The organism is Pseudomonas matsuisoli (genome assembly GCF_014647635.1).
GTDB lineage: Bacteria > Pseudomonadota > Gammaproteobacteria > Pseudomonadales > Pseudomonadaceae > Pseudomonas_P > Pseudomonas_P matsuisoli.
The window spans coordinates 745,969-772,811 of the sequence record NZ_BMPO01000001.1; the positions used below are offsets into that span (position 1 = coordinate 745,969).

At 60.1% G+C, this 26,843-nt stretch carries 25 protein-coding genes, 2 tRNA genes and 1 pseudogene; 17 read left to right on the forward strand and 11 right to left on the reverse strand.

All coding sequences use genetic code 11. The annotated features are described in order from the left end of the window. Positions 1 to 11: 11 nt before the first annotated feature. From hisF to IEY47_RS03450, 6 genes are all read right to left on the reverse strand, one after another. Entirely contained in the window at positions 12 to 782 is a 771-nt protein-coding gene (hisF, locus tag IEY47_RS03425) for an imidazole glycerol phosphate synthase subunit HisF (RefSeq protein ID WP_188981725.1), read from the reverse strand. A 30-nt stretch (positions 783 to 812) separates the two neighbouring features. After that, entirely contained in the window at positions 813 to 1,556 is a 744-nt protein-coding gene (hisA, locus tag IEY47_RS03430; protein WP_188981726.1) for a 1-(5-phosphoribosyl)-5-[(5-phosphoribosylamino)methylideneamino]imidazole-4-carboxamide isomerase, read from the reverse strand. 26 nt (positions 1,557 to 1,582) lie between these two features. Beyond that, a complete protein-coding gene (locus IEY47_RS03435) occupies positions 1,583 to 1,840 on the reverse strand; it encodes a DUF2164 domain-containing protein (RefSeq protein WP_188981727.1) in 258 nt (85 codons plus the stop codon). After that, on the reverse strand, positions 1,840 to 2,478 hold the full coding sequence (gene hisH / locus IEY47_RS03440) for an imidazole glycerol phosphate synthase subunit HisH (RefSeq protein WP_188981728.1): 639 nt from the start codon (positions 2,476 to 2,478) through the stop codon (positions 1,840 to 1,842). Before hisH ends, IEY47_RS03435 begins: the two co-directional genes overlap by 1 nt. Further along, complete coding sequence (hisB, locus tag IEY47_RS03445; RefSeq protein WP_188981729.1) at positions 2,478 to 3,071, reverse strand: imidazoleglycerol-phosphate dehydratase HisB; 594 nt, start codon at positions 3,069 to 3,071, stop codon at positions 2,478 to 2,480. Before hisB ends, hisH begins: the two co-directional genes overlap by 1 nt. Before the next feature lie 136 nt (positions 3,072 to 3,207). Beyond that, positions 3,208 to 4,866 carry an OFA family MFS transporter gene (locus IEY47_RS03450; protein ID WP_188981730.1) on the reverse strand — a complete coding sequence of 553 codons (1,659 nt, stop codon included), beginning with the start codon at positions 4,864 to 4,866 and terminating at the stop codon, positions 3,208 to 3,210. 403 nt (positions 4,867 to 5,269) lie between these two features. Here IEY47_RS03450 and IEY47_RS03455 point away from each other — a divergent pair, with 403 nt between their 5' ends. The 6 genes from IEY47_RS03455 to IEY47_RS03480 all read left to right on the forward strand — a co-directional run bounded on the left by IEY47_RS03455 (position 5,270) and on the right by IEY47_RS03480 (position 10,813). Beyond that, positions 5,270 to 6,379 carry an NAD(P)/FAD-dependent oxidoreductase gene (locus IEY47_RS03455; protein WP_188981731.1) on the forward strand — a complete coding sequence of 370 codons (1,110 nt, stop codon included), beginning with the start codon at positions 5,270 to 5,272 and terminating at the stop codon, positions 6,377 to 6,379. 72 nt (positions 6,380 to 6,451) lie between these two features. Then, positions 6,452 to 8,656, forward strand: a complete 2,205-nt coding sequence (locus IEY47_RS03460; protein WP_188981732.1) for an AsmA family protein — start codon at positions 6,452 to 6,454, stop codon at positions 8,654 to 8,656. Continuing rightward, positions 8,653 to 9,720, forward strand: coding sequence for an A/G-specific adenine glycosylase (gene mutY / locus IEY47_RS03465; protein WP_188981733.1), 1,068 nt, complete (start codon positions 8,653 to 8,655; stop codon positions 9,718 to 9,720). Before IEY47_RS03460 ends, mutY begins: the two co-directional genes overlap by 4 nt. Continuing rightward, positions 9,717 to 9,989, forward strand: a complete 273-nt coding sequence (locus tag IEY47_RS03470; RefSeq protein ID WP_188981734.1) for an oxidative damage protection protein — start codon at positions 9,717 to 9,719, stop codon at positions 9,987 to 9,989. Before mutY ends, IEY47_RS03470 begins: the two co-directional genes overlap by 4 nt. Positions 9,990 to 10,075: 86 nt before the next feature. After that, a tRNA-Phe gene (locus IEY47_RS03475) sits at positions 10,076 to 10,151 on the forward strand. A 452-nt stretch (positions 10,152 to 10,603) separates the two neighbouring features. Then, positions 10,604 to 10,813 (forward strand): hypervirulence associated TUDOR domain-containing protein, encoded by a 210-nt coding sequence (locus IEY47_RS03480; RefSeq protein WP_188981793.1) that lies wholly within the window; start codon positions 10,604 to 10,606, stop codon positions 10,811 to 10,813. Positions 10,814 to 11,063: 250 nt separating this feature from the next. Here the strand turns inward: IEY47_RS03480 and IEY47_RS03485 are convergent, their stop codons facing one another. The 4 genes and pseudogenes from IEY47_RS03485 to coxB form a co-directional block, all read right to left on the reverse strand. Beyond that, the gene (locus IEY47_RS03485; RefSeq protein ID WP_188981794.1) at positions 11,064 to 11,840 is read right to left on the reverse strand and encodes a cytochrome c oxidase assembly protein; all 777 of its coding nucleotides are present in this window, start codon (positions 11,838 to 11,840) and stop codon (positions 11,064 to 11,066) included. Continuing rightward, a complete protein-coding gene (locus tag IEY47_RS03490) occupies positions 11,837 to 12,190 on the reverse strand; it encodes a hypothetical protein (RefSeq protein ID WP_188981735.1) in 354 nt (117 codons plus the stop codon). Before IEY47_RS03490 ends, IEY47_RS03485 begins: the two co-directional genes overlap by 4 nt. Continuing rightward, positions 12,190 to 14,706 (reverse strand): cytochrome c oxidase subunit I, encoded by a 2,517-nt coding sequence (gene ctaD / locus IEY47_RS03495; protein WP_188981736.1) that lies wholly within the window; start codon positions 14,704 to 14,706, stop codon positions 12,190 to 12,192. Before ctaD ends, IEY47_RS03490 begins: the two co-directional genes overlap by 1 nt. An 8-nt stretch (positions 14,707 to 14,714) precedes the next feature. After that, positions 14,715 to 15,305, reverse strand: a pseudogene (coxB, locus tag IEY47_RS03500) (cytochrome c oxidase subunit II); the annotation flags it as partial. A 129-nt stretch (positions 15,306 to 15,434) separates the two neighbouring features. Between coxB and IEY47_RS03505 the strand changes: the two are divergent. Next, on the forward strand, positions 15,435 to 15,902 hold the full coding sequence (locus tag IEY47_RS03505) for a DUF2231 domain-containing protein (protein WP_188981737.1): 468 nt from the start codon (positions 15,435 to 15,437) through the stop codon (positions 15,900 to 15,902). Between the two features lie 47 nt (positions 15,903 to 15,949). Here IEY47_RS03505 and IEY47_RS03510 read toward each other — a convergent pair whose 3' ends face one another. Beyond that, entirely contained in the window at positions 15,950 to 16,363 is a 414-nt protein-coding gene (locus tag IEY47_RS03510; RefSeq protein WP_188981738.1) for a CopD family protein, read from the reverse strand. A gap of 535 nt (positions 16,364 to 16,898) precedes the next feature. On the opposite strand from IEY47_RS03510, the gene IEY47_RS03515 reads away from it, so the two are divergent. The 10 genes from IEY47_RS03515 (at position 16,899) to IEY47_RS03560 (ending at position 26,083) form a co-directional block, all read left to right on the forward strand. Then, a complete protein-coding gene (locus tag IEY47_RS03515) occupies positions 16,899 to 17,672 on the forward strand; it encodes an ABC transporter ATP-binding protein (RefSeq protein WP_188981739.1) in 774 nt (257 codons plus the stop codon). A gap of 12 nt (positions 17,673 to 17,684) precedes the next feature. Further along, the gene (locus tag IEY47_RS03520; protein WP_188981740.1) at positions 17,685 to 18,434 is read left to right on the forward strand and encodes an ABC transporter substrate-binding protein; all 750 of its coding nucleotides are present in this window, start codon (positions 17,685 to 17,687) and stop codon (positions 18,432 to 18,434) included. Positions 18,435 to 18,483: 49 nt separating this feature from the next. Beyond that, on the forward strand, positions 18,484 to 19,170 hold the full coding sequence (locus IEY47_RS03525; RefSeq protein ID WP_188981741.1) for an ABC transporter permease: 687 nt from the start codon (positions 18,484 to 18,486) through the stop codon (positions 19,168 to 19,170). Between the two features lies 1 nt (position 19,171). Then, positions 19,172 to 19,864 (forward strand): ABC transporter permease, encoded by a 693-nt coding sequence (locus tag IEY47_RS03530; RefSeq protein WP_188981742.1) that lies wholly within the window; start codon positions 19,172 to 19,174, stop codon positions 19,862 to 19,864. Between the two features lie 97 nt (positions 19,865 to 19,961). Then, positions 19,962 to 21,182, forward strand: a complete 1,221-nt coding sequence (locus IEY47_RS03535; protein ID WP_188981743.1) for a methyltransferase — start codon at positions 19,962 to 19,964, stop codon at positions 21,180 to 21,182. A gap of 105 nt (positions 21,183 to 21,287) precedes the next feature. Continuing rightward, entirely contained in the window at positions 21,288 to 21,764 is a 477-nt protein-coding gene (locus IEY47_RS03540; RefSeq protein ID WP_188981744.1) for a MarR family winged helix-turn-helix transcriptional regulator, read from the forward strand. Further along, on the forward strand, positions 21,761 to 23,206 hold the full coding sequence (locus IEY47_RS03545) for an efflux transporter outer membrane subunit (RefSeq protein ID WP_188981745.1): 1,446 nt from the start codon (positions 21,761 to 21,763) through the stop codon (positions 23,204 to 23,206). The genes IEY47_RS03540 and IEY47_RS03545 overlap by 4 nt, the downstream gene beginning before the upstream one ends. Before the next feature lie 11 nt (positions 23,207 to 23,217). Continuing rightward, a complete protein-coding gene (locus IEY47_RS03550) occupies positions 23,218 to 24,417 on the forward strand; it encodes an HlyD family secretion protein (RefSeq protein ID WP_188981746.1) in 1,200 nt (399 codons plus the stop codon). Between the two features lie 3 nt (positions 24,418 to 24,420). Further along, complete coding sequence (locus IEY47_RS03555; protein ID WP_188981747.1) at positions 24,421 to 25,953, forward strand: DHA2 family efflux MFS transporter permease subunit; 1,533 nt, start codon at positions 24,421 to 24,423, stop codon at positions 25,951 to 25,953. A 54-nt stretch (positions 25,954 to 26,007) separates the two neighbouring features. Beyond that, a tRNA-Thr gene (locus IEY47_RS03560) sits at positions 26,008 to 26,083 on the forward strand. Positions 26,084 to 26,843: the final 760 nt, after the last annotated feature.

Here is a 26,843-nt window from a genome sequence, read left to right on the forward strand (position 1 = left end):
TGCGCGACGCGCTAGCGAACGATGATGCCCCGACTGGCCATGTAGGCTTTGGCTTCGGGCACGGTGTGCTGGCCGAAATGGAAAATGCTGGCCGCTAATACCGCGTCGGCGCGCCCCTCGAGGATGCCATCGGCCAGATGTTGGAGATTGCCGACGCCCCCTGACGCGATCACCGGTATCCCGACCGCTTCGCTCACCGCCCGGGTCACGCCGAGATCGAAGCCGCTCTTCATGCCATCTTGGTCCATGCTCGTCAGCAGGATTTCGCCCGCGCCGAGCGCCGCCATCTTCTTCGACCACTCGACAGCATCCAGGCCGGTCGGCTTGCGACCGCCGTGCGTGAAGATTTCCCAGCGGAGCGCTTCACCCGGGCCCGATACCTGTTTTGCGTCGATCGCCACGACAATGCATTGGGAGCCGAAACGCTGCGCGGCTTCACCAACGAACTCAGGATTGAAGACCGCAGCAGTGTTGATCGAGACCTTATCCGCGCCTGCGTTGAGCAGATTGCGAATATCTTCGACCGTTCGCACGCCGCCGCCAACGGTGAGCGGGATGAACACCTGGCTCGCCATGCGCTCGACTGTATGCAGCGTCGTATCGCGCCCTTCATGGCTAGCCGTGATGTCGAGAAAGGTAATTTCGTCCGCACCCTGCTCGTCGTAGCGGCGCGCAATCTCCACCGGGTCGCCGGCATCGCGAATGTTTTCGAACTTGACGCCCTTGACCACACGGCCGTTCTCGACGTCCAGGCAAGGGATGATGCGTTTGGCTAAGGCCATAATCTGTTCACTCGCACGCAGTTGGGGGCGTCAGACGGGCTTGAATGCCAAGTCGCACAGCGCCTGTGCTTCCGCCACATCAAGCGTTCCCTCGTAGATGGCGCGCCCAGTGATTGCCCCAATGATGCCCGGCTCACCGGCATCCAGAAGTGCCTGGATATCCCCGATGTGGTGGATACCGCCCGAAGCAATCACAGGAATGCGGCTGGCCCGTGCCAAGGCGACGGTTGCCGGAATATTGCAACCCTGCATCATGCCGTCCTTGGCGATGTCGGTATACACGATGGCGGATACGCCATCGGCTTCGAAACGCTTGGCCAAATCGGTCGCCTGAACGCTGCTCACTTCGGCCCAGCCATCGGTGGCGACGAAGCCATCCTTCGCGTCCAGACCAACGATCACCTTGCCAGGGAAGGCGCGGCAGGCTTCGGCTACGAACGCCGGCTCCTTAACTGCCTTGGTGCCGATGATCACGTAGCTCACGCCGGCCTTGACGTAGTGCTCGATCGTCTCCAGCGAACGAATGCCGCCGCCGATCTGAATGGGCAACTGCGGATAACGCTTGGCGATGGCGGTGACGACTTCGCCGTTCACCGGCTGGCCTTCGAAGGCACCGTTGAGATCGACGAGATGCAGACGCCGACACCCCGCATTCACCCATTTGGCGGCCATGGAAACGGGGTCATCGGAGAACACCGTGGAATCCTCCATACGGCCTTGGCGAAGTCTTACGCAGGCACCGTCCTTGAGGTCGATCGCGGGAATGATAAGCATGGGAAAACCTTCTTTAGCCGCCGGGCTCAGCTCTTTTCGAGCGCCCAGACATCACTTTCGAGACTTTCGAACCGGTCCTTGAGCATTGCCTGGACGTCGAAAATCGCCTTGTTGTAGTACAGAGGACCAAGCTCAGCGCCAATGAAGTCGATCAACTCCTCGACTTCGAGCCCGCCCAATTCGGTGTCGAATCGGTCATGCAAGAGTTGCACGACACTTCGCGCGAGCGCTTCGGTTTGCTGACGATCCAGTTCGATGACCGGCTTCGTCCGCCGCCGCGCCATTACCAGCGCCCATCCCAAGTGAGGAAGTTGCGGTACAGGCGCAGCCCATATTCCGCGCTTTTTTCAGGATGGAACTGGGTCGCGAAGCGCGAGCCATCTGCCAGCGCTGCCGAGAAGTCCAGCCCGTAGTGGCCGCGTCCTGCAATCTGCCGCGGGCTTTCCGCTTCGATGTAATAGCTGTGGACGAAGTAGAAGCGGCTATTGTCAGGTATGCCGTGCCAAAGTGGATGCTCGATGACATGTGCGACTTCGTTCCAGCCCATGTGCGGGACCTTCAACGCTTCGCCTTCCTCCGTCATACCGTCCGGAAAACGCTTCACCACGCCTGGAAACAAGCCAATGCAATCGACGCCGCCGTTCTCTTCACTGCGCGACATCAGTGCCTGCATTCCGACGCATACGCCGAGAAACGGGCGATCACGCCCAACCTCGCGCACGAGTTCGTCGATCCCGAGCCGGCGAATTTCGGCCATGCAATCACGAATGGCGCCAACCCCAGGCAACACGATGCGATCTGCATCACGAATGATGGCCGGATCAGCCGTCACGACGACGCGGGCAATCCCGGCATGCTCGAGCGCCTTGGCAACCGAATGCAGATTACCCATGCCATAGTCGATGACGGCGACGGTATCCATTAGAGCGTCCCTTTGGTAGACGGCATCTGGCCGGCCATGCGCTCGTCCAGGGTGACCGCCATACGTAGCGCACGGCCAAAGGCCTTGAAGACGGTTTCGATCTGGTGGTGCGTGTTATGCCCGCGCAGATTATCGATGTGCAACGTCACCAATGCATGATTCACGAAGCCCTGGAAGAATTCCTGGAAAAGATCGACATCGAAGCGCCCCACGGATGCGCGCGTGTAGGGCACCTGCATCTGCAGGCCCGGACGGCCGGAGAAATCGATTACGACACGCGACAGTGCTTCATCGAGCGGGACATACGCATGACCGTAGCGAGCGATACCCTTCTTGTCGCCAATCGCCTTTGCGAAGGCCTGCCCCAACGTGATGCCGACATCCTCCACCGTATGGTGGTCATCGATATGAAGGTCGCCCTGGCACTCGATATCAAGATCGATCAACCCGTGTCGAGCAATCTGATCAAGCATGTGCTCCAGAAAAGGAACGCCGATAGCGAAGCGCGCCTTGCCGCTGCCATCCAGGTTGATCGAGACCTTGACCTGGGTTTCTAGAGTATTGCGTTCGACGGATGCCGTACGTTCGGCCATCACCAGCTCCACGGATCATTGAGCGAAAGGGGCGACATTATAGAAGGCTCATCCCCATCCCGCACATCTGCGTATCGCGCGGACATAAAAAAGGGGCGCCGATAGTCGGCGCCCCTTCTGACAAACAGCTCGACGATTAGCCGAACAGTACTGCTGTCTTTTGCAGCGTAATCCACACACCCCACGCGAGCGGGATACCTACGACCAGCCAGGCGGCAATAGCCAATGGCTTAGTGGAAGGCGCCGGCGACCAGGACTGCTCTTCGGCGGCAGGCGCGTTCTTTTCGCCGTGCGCACGTTCGGCAGCCAACTGCTCTTCGGTCATGAAGTATTTCGGATCGACCGGACGAATCAGCAGGTTGCAGATGAAGCCCAGCACCAGCAGGCCAGCCAGGATGTATAGCGTGATGTCGTAGGACGCGGCACGCGCAACACCGATGGAGAGCTGGTATTCACGGATGTAGTTCACCAGTACCGGACCCAGGATGCCAGCGACAGCCCAGGCAGTCAGCAAACGACCGTGGATCGCACCGACCATCTGGGTGCCGAACAGGTCAGCCAGGTAGGCCGGTACCGTTGCGAAACCACCACCGTACATGGACAGGATGATGCAGAACGCCAGTACGAACACCGCGACGCTGCCCAGGTGACCGGTCCAAGGAACCAGCGAATACAGGACGAAGCCCAGAGCGAAGAACACGAAGTAGGTCGCTTTACGGCCAATCTTGTCCGAGAACGAGGCCCAGAAGAAACGGCCACCGATGTTGAACAAGCTCAGCAAACCAGTGAAGCCCGCGGCAATCGCGGCGATCTGCGCCAGCTGACCTGCATCGAGCTGTCCGAACGCCAGGCCATTACCCAACAGGCGGCCACCGAAGACCTCTTGCAGCAGCGGAGAGGCCATACCGATGATGCCGATACCGGCCGATACGTTCAGACAGAGCACAGCCCAGACCAACCAGAACTGCGGCGTTTTGCTCGCAACGCTGACATGAACGTGGCCCTTGGTGATCATCGCGTTGTTTTTCTTGGCAACCGGCGGTGTCCAGCCCTCGGGCTTCCAGCCACTTGGCGGTACGCGGTAAGCCAATGCGCCACCCACCATGAAGATGAAGTAGATCACCGCCATCACGACGAAGGTTTCCCACACACCGACGCTGGTCGGCGTGGCGAAGTGGCCCATCAGCGCGGTGGCCAGCGGAGCACCCACCATCGCACCGCCACCGAAGCCCATGATCGCCATACCCGTGGCCATCCCGCGCTTATCCGGGAACCACTTGATCAGGGTCGATACCGGCGAGATGTAGCCCAGACCCAGGCCGATACCACCGATCACACCTGAGCCCAGCCACATCAGCCAGATCTGGTGCGTGTAGATACCGAGCGCTGAAATCAGCAGGCCGCCGCACCAGCAGAACGCCGACACCAGGCCTGCTTTACGCGGGCCAGCATGCTCCAGCCAACCACCCCAAATGGCAGCCGAGCAGCCTAGGAAGATGAAGAACAGCGTGTAGATCCAGCCGAGCATGGAAATTTTCCAGTCACAGCCAGCCGCGAACATCTGCTCGATGAAGCCCATTTCCGGAGCGCATACGACAGGTGCGGTAATCCCGATTGCCTTAGACAGCGGCAACCAGAACACCGAGAAGCCATAGGCCATACCGATGCAAAGGTGGATAGCGAGTGCCGCTGGCGGCACGAGCCAGCGATTGAAGCCCGGGCGGGCTATGGTGCGTTCCTTGGACAGAAAGCTCGGTCCGGAGGCACCGTCCATAGGGGAGGTGATGGTCGTCATGATGCCCTTCTTGATTTAATGTCTGGCAAAGCACGCAGGCGTCTGCAAGGAGCGCGCCGCGGTGCGACATTCAACCGCACTAGCACCGAAAAAGCACGTTACTTGCTGCGATTTTCCTATATTTATCAATCAATTGACGACATCTATCAGCGCCCTTCAGGCCTGATTCTACGGGCATCTCCAGCGATAGCACATGGCCAATACACCCCATTCGATCGCGCTGGACGTTCTGAATTTCAGGACGATCGGTTGAACCGATTTCATGCCCGTCTCTCTAAGGCGAGTGCCGCACCCCGCTGAAGCGAACACAGTTGGGCAATGTGTCACACAAATTGTCACTCTTCGAACATCTTGCGCGTGTCATCAGCGCAATTTTTCCCAGGCGCAAAGGAGCTGCTAGCCGATGGATACCGTTGATACGTTGATCGTAGGTGCTGGTGTACTTGGCCTTGCCTGCGCAGCGCGACTTGCACGACCAGGCACCAGCACCCTGATTCTCGAAGGGGAAAAGCTGATCGGCAGCCATACCTCCAGCCGCAATTCCGAAGTGATCCATGCGGGTATTTACTACGCCCCCGGCTCACTGAAAGCCGAACTTTGCTTGGAAGGGCGTGAACGCCTCTATGCGTGGTGCGAACAGCATGCCGTTCCGCACCGCCGGATCGGCAAACTGCTGGTGGCGGTCGAAGCAGCGGAAATCCCGAAGCTGGAAAAACTGGCCGAAAACGCTGCCGCGAGCAACGTTGACAACCTCACCCCAGTCAGCAGCGCGCGCCTTGCGGAAATGGAACCCGCAGTCAAAGGCGTGGCAGCGCTGCTGTCGCCCAGCACAGGGATCATCGACAGTCATGCCCTTATGGAATCCCTGCTTGCCGCGGCGGAACGGCAAGGCGCACAACTGGTACTCGACACCCGGATTGAATCCATGGCGCAGGCCAGCGATGGCTGGGTCGTCAATGTCGTTAGCGGCGGTGAAGCCTTCAGCTTGAAAGCGGCGCGCGTGATAAACGCCGGTGGACTGTTCGCCCAGCAACTGGCGCACCGCACCGAAGGGCTTGCCCCGGAGCACATACCCGCCATTCACTGGTGTCAGGGCCGCTATTTTTCCTACAGTGGCCGCTCCCCCTTCCAACACCTGATCTATCCGATGCCCGAGGCGAACAACGCCGGCCTTGGCGTACATGCCACGCTCGACCTCGGTAACCAGGTTCGCTTCGGGCCCGACGTCCGTTACCTCGATGGCGAACTCGACTATCACGTCGACGACGCGTTGCGAATGCCTTTTGCTGACGCCATTGTCCGCTACTTTCCAGGCCTGGATACCGCACGCCTCACGCCTGGCTATTCCGGTATCCGCCCAAAGCTGTCTGGCCCTGGGGAACCGGCTGCCGACTTCATCATCCAAACTCCCGCCATACACGGCCTGCCTGGGCTGGTTAACCTATTCGGCATCGAATCGCCGGGGCTCACAGCGAGTCTTGCGATTGCGGAGCGGGTAGCCGGCGCGTTCTGATCGAGCAGCCGGGCCAAGGCAGGAGGCGTATACTTCTGCCTTTTTACCGCCTTCTTCATCAAGGACTTATCCATGAAAGCGTTCGGCAAAATCCTTGGCCTGGTATTCCTCGGACTGTTACTGATACTGGTCGCCCTCGGCTTCGCGCTGACCCACTTCTTTGACCCGAACGACTACAAGGACGAAATCAAGCAGATCGCGCGGGACAAGGCCAACCTGGAGTTGGACCTAAGAGGCGACATCGGCTGGAGCCTGTTTCCGTGGCTAGGCATCGAACTGCATGATGCGACGCTCGCCAGCGCCACTACCCCTGAAAAGCCGTTTGCCAACCTTCAGATGATTGGACTTTCCGTGCGCGTGCTGCCTTTACTGCGCAAGGAAGTCGAGATGAGCGACATCCGCGTACAGGGCCTGGACCTCACGCTACAGCGCGACGAGAAAGGACACGGCAATTGGGAAAATGTCGGAAGGCCCGCGACGGCCTCAGCCGACGTTCAGCCCGAGCCCGCATCGACACCGGCCCAAACCCAACCGAACAGTACACGCAGCGGCAGCCCGCTAAAGCTCGACATCGACAGCCTGACTGTCAATGACTCCCGCATCGACTACCACGACGTACGCAGCGGCCAGCAATTCGCAGCTGAAGGTATCGAAGTGTCGACTGGCGCCATTCGCGAAGGCAGCAGCATCCCGCTGAAGATGTCTTTCCACCTGAGCACCGCAAAACCCGTCACCCGTTCGCAAGCAGAGATTTCCGGTGAACTGCGCTTCGACCGAGCACTGGAGCGCTACCAGCTGGATAACGCATCCGTCACCGGCGATATTTCCGGCGAGCCGTTCAATGGCAAAGCCATCAATTTCTCTACGCAAGGCCAGCTTCTGGTCGACCGCGCGGCGCAGATTGCCGAATGGACGAACATGAAGCTCTCTGCCAACGACCTACGGGCGCTGGGAGACTTTCGGGTTCGCCAGCTGGAAAATGATCCGCAGATCGAAGGCGCACTTTCCATCGCCGAGCTGAACCTGCGCACATTCCTCGACAGTGTCGGAATCGAACTTCCGAAAATGGCCGCGGCGGACGCTCTTAGCCGATTCGAAATGACGACGCGCCTGCAGGGCTCCACCAACAGCGTTACGCTCGACGAGCTCAAGCTTGGCCTGGATGGCAGCAGCCTTACGGGCAACGTCGCCGTAACCGATCTGCAGAAACAAGCGCTCCGTCTACAGCTGAAAGGCGACCAACTGGACGCGGACCGTTATCTTCCCCCTAGCGAGGACGATGCCGCGCGCAAACAACGTCAGGCCACGGTGGCGCAGAGCACGGGCGGTGCTGGCACCACGCCGCTTCCCGACAAGCCAAGCGAGCAGGCCTGGAGCGATGCGCCGGTATTGCCGATCGATCGCCTGCGTACACTCAACATGCAGGTAGCACTCGACCTCGGCAAGCTGACAGTCAAGAAGATTCCCATGGAAGGCGTCAGCCTTCGCAGCTCGGCCAACGACGGCGACCTGCAGATCCAGAACCTGCGGGGCAGCCTGGACGGAGGTGATTTTCAGAGCAGCGCACGTGTCGATGTACGACCGGCGCAACCTCAGCTGAGCCTCAAGGCCTCCACTTCAGGCGTTCCAGTCGAGCGCTTCCTGCAGAAAGAGGAGCAGCCCTCCCCGCTCAAGGGTGCGCTGGATCTGAACCTGGCTTTTACCACCAGCGGCAACAGCGAGCGGGCCTGGGTTGAGGCGCTGAACGGGAATGCGAACTTCCTGCTCAATGATGGTGTGCTGGTCGATGCGAACCTTGAGCAGCAGCTTTGCCGCGGCATCGCACTCCTCAATCGGGAAAACCTCGCCGGCGAGCCGCGCAGCAAGGACACCCCGTTTCGTGAACTGAAAGGCGCGTTGAACGTACGTAACGGCGTGGCGAACAACCCCGACCTGCGCGCGCGGATTCCCGGCCTGACGGTCAACGGCAACGGCGACCTGGACCTGCGTGTCATGGGCATGGACTACCGCGTCGGCATCGTCATCGATGGGGACCAGCGCGAGATGCCGGACCCGGCATGCACCGTGAACGAGCGCTACGTGGGGATCGAATGGCCGTTGCGTTGCCGCGGCCCCGTTGAGCTGGGTGCCCGCGCGTGCCGGATCGACCAGGAAGGCATGGGCAAGGTCGCGGCGAAGCTTGCGGGTAACAAACTCGAGGAAAAGATCGACGAGAAGCTGGGCGACAAGGTCAGCCCAGAGCTGCGCGACGCCCTCAAGGGGCTGTTCAATCGATGACCCCTCAGCAGTTCGCCCCGGCGGTCCTCGCGTGGTATGACCGCCACGGGCGCAAGGACCTACCGTGGCAGCAGGGCATTACGCCCTATCGCGTATGGGTCTCCGAGATCATGTTGCAGCAAACTCAGGTGAGCACGGTACTCGACTACTTCGACCGGTTCATGGAGTCCCTGCCGACGGTACAGGCGCTGGCAGAGGCACCGGAAGACGAAGTGCTGCACCTGTGGACCGGCCTTGGCTATTACAGCCGCGCGCGAAACCTGCACAAGACGGCCAAGGCCGTCGTCGCGCAGCATGATGGAGAGTTTCCCAAAAGCGTCGAGGCATTATGCGAACTTCCCGGCATCGGCCGCTCTACCGCCGGCGCCATTGCCAGCCTGTCCATGGGCTTGAGGGCGCCGATTCTCGATGGCAACGTCAAGCGCGTGCTCGCCCGTTACTCGGCGCAAACCGGTTACCCAGGCGAGCCGAAAGTCGCCGCACGCCTATGGGACCTGGCCGAAGCGCTGACACCCCATGAACGCGTCAACCACTACACCCAGGCCATGATGGACCTGGGCGCGACGCTCTGCACGCGCAGCCGCCCGAGCTGCCTGCTATGCCCTTTGGAGCGAGGCTGCGAAGCGCACATGCTCGGCCGCGAAACCGACTTCCCAGTACCCAAGCCACGCAAGACGCTGCCGCAAAAACGCACGCTCATGCCCATGTTCCTCAGCGACGAGAACGAGGTACTGCTGTATCGGCGCCCGTCCGCGGGACTCTGGGGTGGCCTTTGGAGTTTGCCGGAGGTAGACGGCCCCGAAAGCTTGGGCGCCCTCGCCGATCGGTTCGGCTTGCAGCTTGGCGAGCGTCAGCCGTTGCCTGTACTCATTCACACCTTCAGCCATTTCCAGCTCGCCATCGAGCCCTGGCTCATCGCCTTGGAAGAGCCGCCATCCACCGTGACCGAAGCGGACTGGCTCTGGTATAACCTCGCCACCCCGCCGCGCCTCGGCTTGGCCGCCCCGGTCAAGAAGCTACTGAAGCGCGCCGCAGAAGAATCGAAAGCAGGAGAGCCGACATGAGCCGCACCGTCCACTGCCGCAAGCACAAGCAGGACCTACCAGGCCTGGACCGCCCGCCCTACCCCGGCGCCAAAGGGCAGGACATCTACGACAACGTATCCAAACAAGCCTGGGATGAATGGCAGAAACACCAGACCATGCTCATCAACGAGCGCCGCTTAAACATGATGAACGCCGACGATCGCAAGTTTCTGCAAGCCGAAATGGACAAGTTCCTTTCGGGCGAAGAGTACGCGCAGGCTGACGGCTACGTCCCACCGAGCGAGTGAGCGGACGTAACCGCCCGACTTCATTCAATATTTTTTCGAAGGGCGCTTGACACATCAAAAGCAAATCCGTTTAATGGCGCCCCGTTGCCCAGGTAGCTCAGTTGGTAGAGCAGGGGATTGAAAATCCCCGTGTCGGCGGTTCGATTCCGTCCCTGGGCACCAAATAAATATCCAGAACAGTCGCAACGCTGTTCTGGAAACAAAAAAACCGGCCAATGAGCCGGTTTTTTTGTGCCTGCAAATCTGATCCCCCTGAAATTCAAAGGAATACAGGGGTGAGCGTTACAGCCGATCGCATGACGATGCGTATGAACGAAATATTCACATCGGCAGAACGAGCCTTTGACATCCGGGGGCGTAGTCTTCAAATCGCCGGCCCCATCCGGCACTCCGATGGTGTGTGAGATCCCTTGAGCCTGCTCTTTAGCGGGCTTTTCTTTGCCTGAAAAATAATGCGTTATCGTACTTTTGGTCAGCAGGACAGCACGGTTACTGGCCGGGCACGTCCGCTGCGCCCCTGCGGCTCGATTCGTCTCTTCTTTTCGATTCAGTCAAACCCTGAAGCCCTACCCGCGGTCCACCGCTTACACCCACTCTCGGGGAAGGGGCTTCTCATGGCGCACAAATTCAAGAAAGGCGATCACCTAACCTGGAATTCAGAAGCTGGTCACGTGCGCGGCATTGTCACGAAAGTCCATACGAGCGATACCATGTTCAAGGGCCGCAACCGTCATGCATCGGAGGACGAGCCTCAATACGAGGTAAAAAGCGACAAGACCGACCATGTGGCGATGCACAAGGAAACGGCGTTGAAAAACGTCTGATGCGGACTGCTTTATCGGACACCCTGTGGATGTTCAGGCGCTCGGCGCGCGCTGGATGAATTAATTGCCCTGCTCCCGCACGACGCTATCCGGGTGCTGGTAGACGCGCGATGCTTTCTCGAACCACGTTGCTTCCGCGCAGTTGAATTTAGATGTGTAGTTGAAAGCAGATCGCCCACCGGTGGGCTCCTACGGGAAGGGACGTGAGCGGGTAGAACTATCGACCTGTCGCTTCGATTCGTCCCTGCCGCTACTTCAACTTCAACCAACGCCAGATGATCCAGCTACAGCCCGCTAGATAAACGACACTCCCTGGCACCCACATCAGCAATCCCGCTATCTGCTGACTTTCCAACACTCGGTCCGATCCGTAAAACGATTGCCTGGAGAAAGTCAGGAGCGCGCCGAGCAGCCCCGTATGCATCAGCGTCAGCAGTTGAGCCATCAGTGCCTGCGGCATCAGCGCGCGCGGCGAACGCAGGCAGGCCCACCAGAACAGCCAGGCGCTGAAAAGGAAGCACGCATGTTCGAGCATGTGCCACCACAGGTTATCCAGTGCGAGCAGGTACAGGCTGGGCGTGTGCCAGATCCATATCAACGCGCCGTGGACCATCGCCACCGCTACCGGGTAGCGCCCGCTTCGCAAGATTGCCCGCCATAGCGGCTGTAACACGTCACCGCACACCGCGCGCCATTGCGGTAATGGCCGCGCCAGCGCCCACAACGGTGCAACGACGATCATGAAGAGCATGTGCTGCACCATATGCCATGCGGTACTGGATTCGGCCCATTCATCGAGCGGTCCGAAGGCCGAAAACACGGCAAGCAGCATCGCCAGGTGCATCCAGAACGGCTCCCATCCATGCGGGCGAACCTTTTTCGCCCCGAGGACGTACAACCCCCAGGCCAGCGCAAGCAGGATCGCGCTGGCGATCACGGGCACTCGTTCGATCAAATGCCCGTCGAACAATCCATGCGCATGTGCAGCACTCGAGTGGGTCAGCAAAACCAGCAGGGCAAGCGTCATACGCACGGTGGCAACCTCAGGATCGGCGTAGCGATGAACAGGATTGAAAGCGCGGAAACGCCATTCACACCGGCGGCTACAAAAGCAACGAAGCGCTCCCAGGGCTCAGCGGAGCGCTCCCTGGCCGCGCGTACGGAGATCCACGTCAATAGGCCCAGCAGCGCCGCCGACAGCAAGGCAAAAAGCACCAGCGCAAGGCTCAACCCATTCCAGGGCCCGCTGGCGGGGTCGGGGGGAAAATGCGCGCAAACCACCGATTGCCCTCCATACAGCAGGATGAACCACGCGCTCCAGATGAAGATGCCGACGGTAAGCTGAATAGGGTTGTAGGGCGATCGCAACGAACGCATCAGCTCACTCCCCATGTCATCGGGAAGAGGACCAACGCGATATACGTGGTCCAGTAGACGCCAAGGTTGTAGTACCAGAGCTGCTCGATCACCAGCGGCTCGTAGGGCGACGCGGCATTCACATAGCCGAAACGCACGCGTAATGCCTGGAGGCCACACGAGATGGCGACGAGCGCGCCATGCACAAGGTTGTAAGTCAGCATGAACGTGATGACTGCATCGTGCGCCGTTACGGTCGGCTGTAGGTCGCTCGCCAGGAGACACCAAAGGATCAAACCGGTCTGGAGTAAACCCAGCAGCGCAATGCCGGCGAACCTTAACGCCAGTCCGTCGTCGAGGCCCTGGCGTAGCCGCCTCTTGACCTGCCGCTGCCAAAGCACCGCCACGACCAGCACCGCCCCACTGGCGAGCAACAAGGACGCGTCGAACACAGGCCCATCCGGCACCTGCCAGTTGGGCGACACCGTCCAAAGGTAGAACCAACCGAAGAGCAACGAAAGATAGAGTGCACCATTGGAGAGCAACGTCACGCCCATCCCCCAAAGGCCGGGGCCGTCGAAGGTGCGCGAATGCAAGGGCGGCTCTCCGGGCTGCGTTTTGGCGTCGGGCGCCGCTGCAGGGTGCGCGCCGTTCTCCCAGCTCCAGCGAAACAGCACGATCAGCGTGGCAACCGCGAACACGGCAGCCAGCGTGTACATGCCGAACAGCAGGCTCAGGCACACGCCTGCGATAAGCACCGAGCTGATGAAGGGTAGCCAGCTGTTACCCGGCAAATGAATGATTTCCCGCGCCTTGCCCGTCAGCGGGTCGACGCCCCAGGTTTCCCGGCGACCATGGTCGATCACGGTCAGCGCGTGCTCACCATGCGCCATGCTGCGTGGCAGGTCGGGGTCATTCCATAATGGATGGCGGTCGTGAACATCCGCGAGGCTGACGAAATTGTAGGGGTTGGGCGGCAGGCTCGTCGCCCACTCCAGCGTGTCCGCGTTCCAGGGGTTCTCCCTGGCGGCCTTGCCGAAACGATAGTGCAGCACGATATCGAGCAGCACCGTGCCGAGCCCGATCGCCATGACGAAACTACCGATGGACGAGATTAGGTTGGGCACGTCCCACCCGAGGCCCGCCTCATAGGTGTAAACCCGCCGTGGCATGCCCATCAGCCCGGTCCAGTGCATGACCAGAAACGTCAGGTTGAAGCCGATGAACACCAGCCAGAACCCCCACCAACCGAGCGTGACCGAAGGCATACGGCCGGAGAAGTGCGGCAACCAGTAGTAAAGCCCCGCCATTAAGGGGAAAAACATCCCGCCAATGAGCACGTAGTGGAAATGCGCGACGACGAAGTGCGTGTCATGGACCTGCCAGTCGAACGGGACCAATGCCAGCATCACGCCCGTCAGCCCGCCACAGACGAATATGAAGAGAAACCCCACCAGCCAGAGCATCGGCACATGAAACACTGGGCGGCCTAGCCACAACGTCGCGATCCACGCAAATACCTGCACGCCGGTAGGAATGGCCACCAACATGCTCGCCGCACTGAAGAACGCCTGCGCCAGGTGCGGAATGCCGATGGTGAACATGTGATGCACCCAGAGCCCAAAGCTGAGAAAGCCGGTCACCAGCACGCCAAGTACAACCCAGGAGTAGCCCACCAGCGGCCGCCGCGAGAACACCGGTAGCAGCGTGGAAACAATGCCCGCTGCGGGCAGGAAGATGATGTACACCTCGGGATGCCCGAACAGCCAGAAAAGGTGCTGCCAAAGGATCGGATCACCGCCACGCGTCACGTCGAAAAACGGCATACCGACCGCGCGTTCGAGCTCCAACAGGATGCTGCCGAGGATCAGTGGCGGGAAACCGATCACGATCATCATCGCCATCGTCAGGATGTACCAGGCGTAGATGGGCATCTGGTTCAAGGCCATGCCTCGGGCACGGGTCCGCAGAATCGACACCACGAGCTCGATGCCCGCACTGACCGCCGAAATCTCTACGAACGTGACGCCAATCAACCAGATGTCCGAGCCCGGTCCAGGCGAGTACGTCGCGCTCGACAGCGGCGTGTACATGAACCAGCCTGCGTCCGGCGCGATGCCGAGAAACAGGCTCGACACGAGAATCAAACCGCCGAACAGATAGCAGTAGTAACCGAGCGCGGACAACCGCGGAAACACCAGATCACGCGCACCGAGCATCTTCGGGATGAGGTAGACAGCCAATCCTTCCATCATGGGGACGGCGAATAAAAACATCATCACGGTGCCGTGCATCGTGAACACCTGGTTGTAGGTATCCGCGTCGAGAAACGTGTGTCCAGGGAAGGCCAGCTGGATCCGCATGAGCATCGCCAGCAGGATGCCGAACGCGAAGAACGCACTGCCTGTGATGAGGAAGCGCAAGCCAATGGTCGTGTGATTGACGATAGTCAGCGCACGCCAGCCGCGTGGATTCCCCCAGACATCGTTAAATTCGTCATGCAGTTGCTGTGGGTCGGTGCAGGGCTTGTCGGTCATGGTTGCATCGACTCCTGCCAGGCCGCGAATCCCGCGTCGTCGTGCACCGTCACGTAGAAGACCATGTGCGCATGTTCGGTACCGCAGAACTCCGCGCATTGCCCGCGATGCCGCCCAGGCTCGTCCGCTTGCAGGCGCACCACGTTGGTCATGCCTGGGAACATATCGACCTTGCCGCCCAAGCGCGGCACCCAGAACGAATGCACCACATCCGCGCTGGAAACCTCGACATCGATCGGCCGACCTGCCGGTATATGCAGTTCGTTGGCCGTCGTCACGCCACTTTCGGGATAACGCACCTCCCACCACCACTGATGGCCGATCACCTCCACGCGCAACGGCTGCTGGCCTTCGACTGGCAACGGCAACATGCGATGCCCCGCCGGAATGCCGAACCAAAGGAGCAGCGCGACGCTGACGCCGGGTAGCACGATCCCTCCGCCGACGATCCAGCGGCGGTGAATACGCTTTTCCTGATCCGCGGCGTATTCACGCGGCGCCCGATTCATCGCGTAGATCCACAGCGCGGTGACCACGAACAGCACGACGCTGCTGAACGCAAGCATCGCCCACCAGAGTACCGTGACCTCACGCGCAATCGGCCCCGCCGGATCGACGATGGATTGAGGCCCCTCGCACCCCATCAACCCAGGAAACGTTGCTGCTCCAAGGATGGTCCACTGCAACGAGCGCACTTTTGTGACCGATTGCCCAAGAAGGAGCACTCCATGGCGTCCACCCAACCCGAATGGCCGGACAGCAAGGCTGCTATTGCCGGCCATCCCCTGCACCCGATGCTGATTCACTTCCCTGTCGCCGCACTGATATTTCTCGTGGCGACCGATGCAGCGTTCCTCTGGACGGCGGACCCTTTTTGGGAGCGTGCAAGCCTTTGGCTCGTCGGCATCGGCGCATTCGGCGGCTGTATTGCCAGCCTCGCGGGCATGGTGGACCTGGTGTTCGTGGCCGATATCCGCCGGAAGATCACGGCCTGGTGCCACGCGATCGTCGCCATCATGATGCTGTCCCTGGCCTCGCTGAATTGGCTGCTGCGCTATCAGGCACCCGGCGAGACGCTCGAACGCTGGGGCTTCTTCATCACCCTGCTCACGGCGGCACTCATAGCGCTGGCCGCTTACTTGGGCGGCAGGCTCGTCTACGAACATGGCGTGGGCGTCGATATCGATCAAAGCTGACGTAGAACGCCGCGGCGGGAGAACATTCATCTGGTAGGCAATTCCCACTAATACGGCTTGGCGAGTACGAGCCACAGCGTCAGTCCGATCAGTCCAACGACAAACAGACCGATCGCCGTGCATCGCGCAGCAATGGACTTTTCCGGCGTACGCTCGATGTGCAGGATGAGCACGCCGAAGAGCGCATGGCACAGCACCAGGCCGGTCACCGCCGCCAGCTTGAAGATCAGCCATAGCTCGAACAGGCCATAGATAAAGAACAATGCTGTGCCGGAGATGATCGCGACCAGTGCGGCCGGGGTCGCGATCAATGTGAATACCATGCGCGTCAGGTGCGCATGGTCGCGGTAGAACAGATCGTCGCTGCGCCGAGTACCAGCAGCAACCAGCGCCGGTAGGTACAAGAGCGTTCCACACCAGCAAATCAGCGCGGAGATGTGCAGCAATTTGATCAGCGGCATGCGCCCTCCCTTGCGTTTCCCTTCGCAGGGCCGGTCGGGCGAAGGCATCAAAGTTGACTTTTTGCGGACGGCCAAGGTTCTGCCACTCGCAGCTGGCAGGCGCCTGGAGGGCTTGCAAAATGTGTCTGGTGACGCACCAAAACGATTCGCGCGTAAAGCCGATCTGCTGGCAGCGCACCTCGTGCGCCTCAAACGCAACTAGAACATTTAAACTATCGCGACACCTGGGATCGATGAGGCGACACCGTTTATCGCCGGGCGTTTGGACCGATCCTTGCTAGCTTGGCTCATAGCGCATCGCGTGGTAGCGTGCGCGCCGCCGAACAGGCGTTTGAAAGCCACCCGCTGGTTCGCATGGCTCACCACTTGCGGTTCGCCTTTTAGACACAAGACGGTAGTGCGCCTGCCCCATGCGGCAGCACTTCCAGTTCCAAGCGCGTTGCGCGCTCACATTGAAGCTATGCTGCTCTGATAAAAGCCGTAGCCAGAATCCGGCGTGACACCGCAACGCCGTTCGTACTCAAGAGGAAGCTCCATGGCCGAGGCCACCCCAGCGCTTGAAATTCGCGATTTGCACAAACGCTACGGCCAGCTCGAGGTTCTCAAAGGCATTTCCCTGACGGCCCGCGATGGCGATGTCATTTCGATCCTCGGCTCTTCCGGCTCAGGTAAATCGACCTTCCTGCGCTGCATCAACCTGTTGGAAAACCCCAATCAGGGTCAGATCTATGTCGCGGGTGAAGAGCTCAAGCTGAAACCTGGGAAGGACGGTGATCTTGTCGCCGCCAGCAATAACCAGATCAATCGACTGCGTAGCGAAATCGGCTTCGTGTTCCAGAACTTCAACCTCTGGCCGCACATGTCGGTGCTGGACAACATCACCGAAGCGCCGCGACGTGTGCTCAAGCTGTCCAAGGCGGAAGCCAACGAGCGCGCCGAAGCCCTACTTGCGAAGGTTGGAATTGCTGACAAGAAACATGCATATCCAGCGCAACTGTCTGGTGGCCAACAGCAACGCGCGGCGATTGCGCGTACGCTAGCCATGCAACCCAAAGTCATCCTGTTCGATGAGCCCACATCGGCCCTCGACCCGGAAATGGTCCAGGAAGTACTAAGTGTGATCCGCTCCCTCGCCGAAGAGGGACGGACCATGCTTCTGGTCACGCACGAAATGAATTTCGCCCGCAACGTGTCGAGCGAGGTGGTCTTTCTGCATCAGGGCTTGGTCGAAGAACAAGGACCGCCCGAACAGGTCTTCGACGCGCCGATATCGGCACGCTGCAAACAGTTCATGTCCAGCAATCGCTAACGGAGCAAAACCATGCACTACAAAAAGATGCTGCTGGCAGCAGCCGCGACCCTGGCTTTCGCTGCGGGTGCCAATGCTGCTGAGAAGCTGCGGATCGGTACCGAAGGTGCCTACCCTCCTTTCAACCTGATCGACGCCAGCGGCCAGGCCGTTGGCTTCGACCTCGACATCGCCCACGCGCTATGCGCCAAGATGAAAGTCGAGTGCGAAGTCGTCACGTCCGACTGGGACGGCATCATCCCCGCGCTGAACGCGAAGAAGTTCGACTTCCTGGTCGCGTCCATGTCCATCACGGAAGAGCGCAAGAATGCGGTCGACTTCACCGATCCCTACTACACCAACAAGCTTCAGTTCGTAGCCCCTAAGAGCGCCGATTTCAAGGCCGACAAGGCAAGCCTAAAGGGCAAGGTCATCGGCGCACAGCGCGCGACGATCGCGGGAACCTGGCTGGAAGACAACATGGCAGGTGACGTCGATGTGAAGCTCTACGACACCCAAGAGAATGCCTACCTCGACCTTACTTCCGGGCGCATCGACGGCGTGTTGGCAGATGCCTTCGTGCAGTACGAGTGGCTCGAAAGCGACGCTGGCAAGGACTTCGAATTCAAGGGTGACCCGGTCGTCGATAACGACAAGATGGGCATCGCCGTACGCAAGGGCGACCCGTTGCGTGAGCGTCTGAATACTGCGCTGAAAGAGATCGTCGACGACGGTACCTACAAGAAGATCAACGAAAAGTACTTCCCCTTCAGCATCTATTGATGCCTGCGACCGCCGCCCCGGCGGCGGTCGACCCTACCGATAAGTTTCCATGATGTTTGACCTCTACGGCTTTGGCCCGGCCCTGGTAGCTGGCACCCTGATGACGATCAAGTTGGCGCTGTGTGCGCTGGCGTTAGGTCTCGTCCTGGGTTTGCTCGGCGCCCTGGCCAAGACTTCCCCCTATCCGCCATTGCGCTGGATCGGCAATGTCTATTCGACCCTGGTACGCGGGATTCCCGAACTGCTCTGGGTGCTGTTGATTTACTTCGGCTCGGTGAACCTGATGCGCGCGCTTGGCGAGGCGCTGGGCATGAACCTCGAGCTCGGCCCTTTCGCCGCCGGTGTCATCGCGCTAGGCATCTGCTTTGGTGCCTATGCGACCGAAGTGTTTCGCGGGGCGATCCTGGCGATCCCCAAAGGCCACCGCGAGGCGGGCATGGCCCTTGGCCTGTCCCGTGGCCGTATCCTCTGGCGCCTGGTGTTGCCGCAGATGTGGCGCGTCGCGCTGCCCGGCCTGGGCAACCTGTTCATGATCATGATGAAGGACACGGCTCTGGTTTCCGTCATCGGCCTAGAGGAAATCATGCGCCGCTCGCAGATCGCCGTGACCTCCAGCAAGGAGCCGTTCACGTTCTATCTTGTGGCCGCCCTCATCTATCTCAGCCTGACCAGCGTCGCCATGGTAGGCCTGTACTTCCTCGAGAAGCGTGCTTCTCGCGGCATCCGGAGGGCCTGACGTGAATTGGGAAATCATCATCAAATGGCTGCCGCGCTTGCTCGAAGGTGCAGTGCTGACCCTCGAACTGCTGGCGATTGCCGTGATTGCAGGCCTGATCCTCGCGTTGCCGATGGGCATCGCCCGCGCCTCGCGCAACCTGTACATCCGCGCCTTGCCCTACGGCTACATCTTTTTCTTTCGTGGCACCCCGCTGTTGGTACAGCTGTTCCTCATCTACTATGGCCTGGCGCAATTCGAGGCCGTGCGTAAGAGCGCACTTTGGCCCTATCTGCGCGATCCGTATTGGTGCGCGGCAATCACCATGACGCTGCACACGGCGGCCTACATCGCCGAGATCCTCCGTGGGGCCATTCAAGCCGTTCCAGCCGGAGAAGTCGAAGCGGCCCGCTCGCTGGGCATGTCGCGGGCGCAATCGCTGGTTCACATCATCCTTCCACGCGCCGCCCGTATTGGCTTGCCGGCGTATAGCAATGAAGTGATCCTGATGCTCAAGGCGAGCGCGTTGGCGTCGACCATCACCTTGCTCGACCTCACCGGCATGGCTCGCACGATCATTGCGCGAACCTACATGCCCGTGGAGATCTTCTTCGCAGCCGGCATGATCTACCTGGTCATTACGTTCGTTCTTGTGGGCGTTTTCCGCCTGATCGAGAAATGGCTGCGGGTGGACGCGACCTACAACTCACGCTGACGAACCGCGCAGCGAGGAAGGCCTCTGCGCTGCGCACGTTCGTCTCGAATACCCGATCGCGACTGCGGGCCCGGGCAGCGAACACGAGCACACGCCGGTGGCCGACCGATACCTCACGAACGAAGACTTGGAAGCGCGTTTCTCTGCGCTAGACGCATTCCTCGTCGCGCATCAATCCCTTTGGCGCCCTGCCCCGTTCACCGAGCGGGAATTGTCATGGGAGCGCACACATCCCAAGTTGTCCGCCTGGCTCCGGTGCCGCTCGCTGGCGGAAGCCGACGCCCAACACACGACCCCGCATGAGCTGAACGCACCTGCTCCCTTCGGAGAATGGGCCTCGCAGGCTTTACAGCTGGCGGCTCTCGGTCCCCTGCCTAGTCAGCAGATCCACGCGGTATCCAATCGACTATCGGTCGATGTACCTGGACGCAAATGGACGCAAATCCAGGCCTTCGCCGGGCATCTGGCGTTTCAGCATGCGCCTTCGCATTGGCTCGACTGGTGCGCGGGCAAAGGGCACCTTGGACGCGTGCTGGCGGGGAAAGAAAGCCGGCTGACCGCCTTGGAACATGACCCACAACTGGTGGCGGATGGGCAAGCGCTCAGTGAGCGCCACGGATTGATCGAAGCGAGCCATATTCAGCAAGACGTGCTTCAAGCGGATGTTCTGCGACATCTCGGTCACGACACAACACCTGTCGCGTTGCACGCCTGCGGTGACCTTCATACGACGCTTATCCAGCATGCCTGCACGGCTAACGTGCCCGCCTTGGCTGTTGCGCCCTGCTGTTACAACCGCACGAACGCAACCGTGTACGTACCGTTCTCGCAAAGAGGCAAAGCCTCAGCGTTGCAGTTGGATCGCAAAGATCTCGGCTTGCCCATGACCGAAACCGTCACCGCCGGCCAACGTGTGCGCCAGCAGCGCGACCAATCGATGGCCCGCCGCCTGGCTTTCGATCTGCTCCAACGAAGATTGCGTGGCGTCGACGCGTATTTGCCCACCCCTTCGCTGGACACTTGCTGGCTGAAGCAGCCGCTATCCGCGTTCTGTGCGCATCTGGCCGAATGCAAAGGGATCGAGCTACCGCCGCAGATCGACTGGCAAGCGCTGGAGACGGCGGGCTGGGAACGTTTGGCCGAAGTGCGCAACCTGGAGCTGGTACGCGGGCTGTTCCGGCGTCCACTGGAAATGTGGCTGCTGCTGGATCGCGCGCTGCTTCTTAGTGAGCACGGCTATCGCGTCAACATTGGTACTTTCTGCCCGCCAGACGTAACGCCGCGCAATGTAATGCTGCTCGCGGAGCGGGACGATTAGGGAAACAGCCCACAACGAAGCAACGGATTGTTGTTTAATTCGGCCTTACATTTTGATACATCTTCCCTAGACTGCGCGAAATTCCTGCCTAAGCAGATATTTCAAATGCAGCATTTCAAGCCTGAGACGTTCGTAGCCCTAGGGTCGATCGGACACCTGCTAGGCCTCACCAATCAGTATAAGGATCGCCTCATTGACGGGTTGCTCGTCGAAGAGGAGATCACTGCGGCGCAGTTCAAAGTCGTACTGATGATTGGTAAAGGCTGGGCGGATACCCCCATGGATCTTTGCCGGGCGCTGTCCATCGATAGCGGCTCCGTCAGCCGGATGCTGGACCGTTTACAGCGTAAAGGTCTCATCGAGCGCCAACGCGGTGAGCGTGACCGCCGTACGATTCGTCTGGCATTGACCGAGAGCGGCCGCATCCTCTTCGCACGTCTTCCAGAGATCGCCGCGCACGCCAGCAATCAACTGGTCGGATGCCTGGAGGCTACCGAACTCGACACCCTGCAAGCGCTGTTGCGCAAGATTCTTGCAGCTTCCGATCGCCCCTATGCGCTGCAGTCGGTGGCTTGCTCATGAAATTGAAGCCGTTTCCGCTGCTCTTGGCGTTGTTGCTGTCCGGCTGTGCGAATTGGCAGGGCCTTACGCCTTCAGGCACGCTCCAGGACAAGAACACTTTGCAATCGACGCAAACGCTGGCCGCTATTCCGCTTTCGCCAGCAGGCTGGCCGCATTCCGATTGGTGGAAAGGTCTCGGCGATCCAGCGCTCGATGCCTTGATCGAAGAAGCGCTGCGCGACAGTCCGGATCTCGCAATCGCGGATGCCCGCGCACGCCAGGCGCTTGCGGTTGCCGAGCAGTACGATGCCGAGCGCGGGGCCAACATCGAAGCCGATGGCTCGGTAACGCGTTCACGCCTGTCGCGGGTCGATGATCCCACGGGCCAAGGCGACCGCCTGAGCACTTTGCGCAGTTTGAGTCTCGGCTTCACCTACAGCTTCGATCTCTGGGGCGGCAAACGTGCCGCCTGGGAAGCGGCTCTCGGCCAGGCCAAAGCCGCCGAAGTGGATCGCCAAGCCGCCCGACTCACGGTGTCCGCCAACGTGGCGCGCGCCTATAGCGCGCTGGCCTATGCCCATACCGCCCAGCGCGTGACGCGCGAAGACGTGACGCGAACCCGGCAAATGCTTGATCTCAGCGGACAACGCTTTGACGCCGGGCTGGACAGTCAGTACCAACTGCAACAAACGCAAAGCCTCGCCTCGGCATCCGCCAGTCAGGCCACTGCTGCGAACCAAATGGTCACCGAGGCGCGGATCCAACTCGCCGCGCTACTTGGCAAGGGACCGGATCGCACGCAAAACCTCGCGGCACCTCAGGTATTACATCCCGCTGCGCTGGTCCTACCGTCCCGACTTCCCGCTGAATTGCTGGGCCGGCGACCCGATATCGTCGCCGCCCGCTGGCGTGTCGAGGCCGCCAGCCGCAGCATCGATGCCAGCAAAGCGCGTTTTTATCCAAACCTGGACCTGACTGCCAGTGCCGGCACGCACTCGCTGCTCGGTGACGCACTGTTCGGCGCGCCGAGTCGCTTCTGGAGCGTAGGCCCAGCATTGTCGTTGCCGATATTTGATAGCGGTCGCCGCAGAGCGGATCTCGCAGGGCGCGACGCCGACTACGACGTTGCCGTGGCGCAGTACAACGGCACGCTGAGCAGCGCTCTAGCGGATACGAGCCAAGCGATCACGCGCCTGCGCGCCCTGCAACAGCAAATCGCCGAGCAGCAGCGCGCTCGAGACATCGCACGCAGCTCGTATGACTTGGCCATGCAGCGCTACGGCTCAGGCATCGGCAACTACCTCGACGCACTGAGCATCGAGCAACAGCTCCTGCAAGCCGAACGTTCGCTTGCAAAACTCCAGCAAAACCAGATCGATACCAGCGTCCTGCTGGTCCAGGCGCTTGGTGGCGGCTTCGAGGCAGATGCCGACAGTCGCGCCATGAACGAATACGCGCAGTGAGCGGACCCACAATGAACAGTACGACTTCCACGCCCGATGAGCAGCAGAACGCGAAGCCCGGTAACGGACGGCGCAAGGCTTTCCTGATGGGTCTTTTCCTCATCGTTTTAATCGGGGCAGCAGCCTACGCAGCGTATTACTACCTGCACGCCCGCTGGTACGAATCCACCGATGACGCCTATGTCGATGGCAACGTCGTGCAGATTACGCCGATGAGCACAGGCACAGTGATCAGCATCGGCGCAGACGACGGCAATCGCGTCGAGGCTGGCCAAGAACTCGTACGTTTCGACCCGAGCGATGCGGAGGTCCGCCAGCAAAGCGCGGAGGCAACGCTGGCCAAGACGGTGCGCCAAGTGCGCGGTTTGTTCAGCAATGTCGATGCGTATAAATCCGACGTCTCGGCTCGTCGAGTCGCCCTGGAAAAAGCCCGTAGCGACTACAACCGACGGCAAAAGCTGGCCAAGAGCGGAGCCATCTCGCAGGAAGAGTTCGCGCACGCCAAAGACGAGCTTGCCTCGGCACAAAGCGCGCTGAGCAGCGCCGAACAGCAACTCAACACCAACCGCGCGCTGATCGACCAAACCGACATCGCCGATCACCCGGATGTACGTTCCGCGGCCGCTAATCTGCGCCAAGCCTACCTCGACAGCGCGCGCAGCCGTGTCCTTGCACCGGTGAGCGGGTATGTCGCCAAACGTACGGTCCAGCTCGGCAATCGCGTTCAACCGGGCACTGCGTTGATGGCGATCATTCCGCTCGATCAAGTCTGGGTGGATGCGAACTTTAAGGAGACTCAGCTGCGCAACATGCGCATTGGTCAACCGGTAGAAGTCCATGCCGACCTGTATGGAGATGACATCACCTACCGTGGCACGGTGGAGAGCCTGGGAGTCGGCACCGGTAGCGCGTTCTCGTTACTACCTGCGCAAAATGCCAGCGGCAACTGGATCAAGATCGTTCAGCGGGTGCCGGTCCGCATTCGTCTCGATGCAGATGATTTGAAAGCCCACCCGCTACGCATAGGCCTGTCGATGCTGGTCACGGTGGATATTCATGACACCGATGGCTCTGCCCTTGCGGAAATGGCGCCACAGCAGCCGGCCTTTTCCACGGATATCTACCATCAGCAACTGCAAGAAGCGGACGAACTGATCGCGCGGCTAATTCGCGACAATTCGGCAGCGCCCACCCAGGCGGCGGCGCGCTGAGTCATGAGCCAGAGCAAACCCTTCAGCCCTCCCAGTCTGGTGCTGGCGACGATTGGCCTGTCGCTGGCGACGTTCATGCAGGTGCTGGATACCACAATTGCGAATGTCGCGTTGCCGACGATCGCCGGTAACCTGGCTGTCAGCGCTGAACAAGGGACCTGGGTCATTACCTCCTTTGCGGTGAGTAATGCGATCGCTCTCCCCCTAACGGGCTGGATGAGCCGTCGCTTCGGCGAGGTGCGTTTGTTTCTGGGCGCGACGCTCCTGTTCGTCATTGCCTCGCTGCTCTGCGGGCTTGCCCATTCCATGGGGCTGTTGATCGGTTTCCGTACCCTACAGGGTTTCGTGGCCGGGCCGATGTACCCGATTACTCAAGCCCTGCTGATTTCCATCTACCCGCCCGCCAAAAGGGGGCTCGCGCTGGCGCTGCTGGCGATGGTTACCGTCGTCGCGCCCATTGCCGGCCCGATCCTCGGGGGCTGGATCACGGACAACTACAGCTGGCCCTGGATCTTCTATATCAACATTCCGATCGGCCTGTTTGCCGTTGCCGTGGTCTATCAACAACTGCGCGGACGCCCTGAAACGACCCAACGTCAACCGATGGATTATGTGGGCCTCGGCACCTTGATCATCGGCGTCGGTTTGCTTCAGGTTGTGCTCGACAAAGGCAATGATCTCGATTGGTTCGAATCGAACTTCATCATCGTCGCGACGCTCATTTCCGTCATCGCGCTCGCGGTGTTCGTGATTTGGGAACTCACCGACAAGCACCCGATCGTCAATCTCAAGCTCTTCGCCAACCGCAACTTCACGGTGGGCACGCTGGCCCTCGTGGGCGGCTACGCCGGCTTTTTCGGCATCAACCTGATTTTGCCGCAGTGGTTGCAGACACAGATGGGTTATACCGCGACCTGGGCCGGGCTTGCCGCGGCGCCGATTGGAGTACTTCCGATCTTCCTCTCACCGCTCGTGGGCCGCTATGCCCACCATTTCGACCTGCGCCTACTCGCTGGATCGTCCTTCCTCATCATTGGCGCAAGCTGCTACATGCGCGCAGGTTTCAATACCAATGTCGACTTCATGCATATCGCGTTGGTACAGCTCTTCATGGGAATCGGCATCGCCGTTTTCTTCATGCCGGTGCTCAGCATCCTGCTGTCCGACTTGCCCCAGCGGCTCATCCCCGATGGTTCAGGCCTCGCCACGTTCCTGCGCACCCTGGGTGGTAGCTTTGCCGCCTCCCTCACGACCTGGATCTGGGATCGCCGCGCGACCTATCACCATGCCACGCTGACGGAACACGTCAGCCTCTATGATCCTGCAACCCGCGATACCATCGACACCCTGGGAGGCGTCACCGGCCAAAACGCTGCTATGCTCGACAGAATGGTGGAAACCCAAGCGTACATGCTCTCCACCATCGACTATTTCTGGCTTTTGGCCTGGGCCTTCATGGGGTTGTTCTTTCTCATATGGTTCGCCCGCCCTCCGTTCGGAGGAAAACCAGGCGCGGCTTCAGGTGGCGGACATTGATGAGTGAAAACAGAGGTTTACAGCGCCGTTTCTGACGCTATAATGGCCGCCGTTGCCGGTATAGCTCAGTTGGTAGAGCAACTGACTTGTAATCAGTAGGTCCCGAGTTCGACTCTTGGTGCCGGCACCATACATATCAAGGCCCACAGCAATGTGGGCCTTTTTTTATTCCTATAATTTTCTCAATTCCTCTTCCGATCGGCCTACTGGTCTGGCTGCTTGTGAGTCGTGGCAGTCTTGAACAGGAATGCACTCCAGGGCTTCGGGTTACGCAGAGGCTCACCCCGTGACACCGCTCCCGAAGAATGGCCGTAGCTAACTTGTCGGAACCCGTTCCACGCCAACCTCGCTATGTGTATTTAGTGCCCTTCGACCCTCTTACAGAGCCTCTCGCGCGATAGCGCCGTGTGCAATGATCCGCGCCGGTCGGGTTTTAGTAACAGTCACTTATCAAACTGAATGCAGCAGCTTTTCCATGTCGGGTTGCCCTCTCTCTGCCGCGTACTTGCGAAATCAGCGGTACTGTCGCGCCTATTAAAATATCTTGGCAGCAGCGCTCCTACGATGGGCTTGTGTACGCACATGCTTTCTAAAGCAATCGTTCCCCCGTGCTTTGACGCGAGCCGACGACTCAACCGAAACCGTCTACAACGCCAGTTTAGGTACGTCCAGCACGTTGCAGAAATGGGCGCGGCCATAGTGATGCTGCTCTGGATTTGATGTCTGTGAACGCACATCCAAGCGCGCAAGCTTGTAATGCGTGAGCCTAGAGGAAGGCGGAGATCGCACGTTTTCTACGCCCTTCTCATGCCCCTATTTTCCGTCCGCAAAAGAAAACCCCCAGTCTCTTTCGAGGCTGGGGGTTTTCGGTATAGGTGCTTGACGATGAC

Bases quoted from the DNA above. Each gene is read 5' to 3' on its own strand.
- hisA (WP_188981726.1), bottom strand. From the start codon at position 1,556: ATGCTTATCATTCCCGCGATCGACCTCAAGGACGGTGCCTGCGTAAGA.
- IEY47_RS03485 (WP_188981794.1), bottom strand. From the start codon at position 11,840: ATGACGCTTGCCCTGCTGGTTTTGCTGACCCACTCGAGTGCTGCACAT.
- IEY47_RS03520 (WP_188981740.1), top strand. From the start codon at position 17,685: ATGCACTACAAAAAGATGCTGCTGGCAGCAGCCGCGACCCTGGCTTTC.
- IEY47_RS03450 (WP_188981730.1), bottom strand. From the start codon at position 4,866: ATGACGACCATCACCTCCCCTATGGACGGTGCCTCCGGACCGAGCTTT.
- IEY47_RS03515 (WP_188981739.1), top strand. From the start codon at position 16,899: ATGGCCGAGGCCACCCCAGCGCTTGAAATTCGCGATTTGCACAAACGC.
- IEY47_RS03540 (WP_188981744.1), top strand. From the start codon at position 21,288: ATGCAGCATTTCAAGCCTGAGACGTTCGTAGCCCTAGGGTCGATCGGA.
- IEY47_RS03505 (WP_188981737.1), top strand. From the start codon at position 15,435: ATGGCGTCCACCCAACCCGAATGGCCGGACAGCAAGGCTGCTATTGCC.
- IEY47_RS03470 (WP_188981734.1), top strand. From the start codon at position 9,717: ATGAGCCGCACCGTCCACTGCCGCAAGCACAAGCAGGACCTACCAGGC.
- hisB (WP_188981729.1), bottom strand. From the start codon at position 3,071: ATGGCCGAACGTACGGCATCCGTCGAACGCAATACTCTAGAAACCCAG.
- IEY47_RS03510 (WP_188981738.1), bottom strand. From the start codon at position 16,363: ATGCCGCTGATCAAATTGCTGCACATCTCCGCGCTGATTTGCTGGTGT.
- IEY47_RS03550 (WP_188981746.1), top strand. From the start codon at position 23,218: ATGAACAGTACGACTTCCACGCCCGATGAGCAGCAGAACGCGAAGCCC.
- IEY47_RS03435 (WP_188981727.1), bottom strand. From the start codon at position 1,840: ATGGCGCGGCGGCGGACGAAGCCGGTCATCGAACTGGATCGTCAGCAA.
- hisF (WP_188981725.1), bottom strand. From the start codon at position 782: ATGGCCTTAGCCAAACGCATCATCCCTTGCCTGGACGTCGAGAACGGC.
- IEY47_RS03525 (WP_188981741.1), top strand. From the start codon at position 18,484: ATGATGTTTGACCTCTACGGCTTTGGCCCGGCCCTGGTAGCTGGCACC.
- IEY47_RS03555 (WP_188981747.1), top strand. From the start codon at position 24,421: ATGAGCCAGAGCAAACCCTTCAGCCCTCCCAGTCTGGTGCTGGCGACG.
- mutY (WP_188981733.1), top strand. From the start codon at position 8,653: ATGACCCCTCAGCAGTTCGCCCCGGCGGTCCTCGCGTGGTATGACCGC.
- IEY47_RS03490 (WP_188981735.1), bottom strand. From the start codon at position 12,190: ATGCGTTCGTTGCGATCGCCCTACAACCCTATTCAGCTTACCGTCGGC.
- ctaD (WP_188981736.1), bottom strand. From the start codon at position 14,706: ATGACCGACAAGCCCTGCACCGACCCACAGCAACTGCATGACGAATTT.
- IEY47_RS03480 (WP_188981793.1), top strand. From the start codon at position 10,604: ATGGCGCACAAATTCAAGAAAGGCGATCACCTAACCTGGAATTCAGAA.
- hisH (WP_188981728.1), bottom strand. From the start codon at position 2,478: ATGGATACCGTCGCCGTCATCGACTATGGCATGGGTAATCTGCATTCG.
- IEY47_RS03460 (WP_188981732.1), top strand. From the start codon at position 6,452: ATGAAAGCGTTCGGCAAAATCCTTGGCCTGGTATTCCTCGGACTGTTA.
- IEY47_RS03545 (WP_188981745.1), top strand. From the start codon at position 21,761: ATGAAATTGAAGCCGTTTCCGCTGCTCTTGGCGTTGTTGCTGTCCGGC.
- IEY47_RS03455 (WP_188981731.1), top strand. From the start codon at position 5,270: ATGGATACCGTTGATACGTTGATCGTAGGTGCTGGTGTACTTGGCCTT.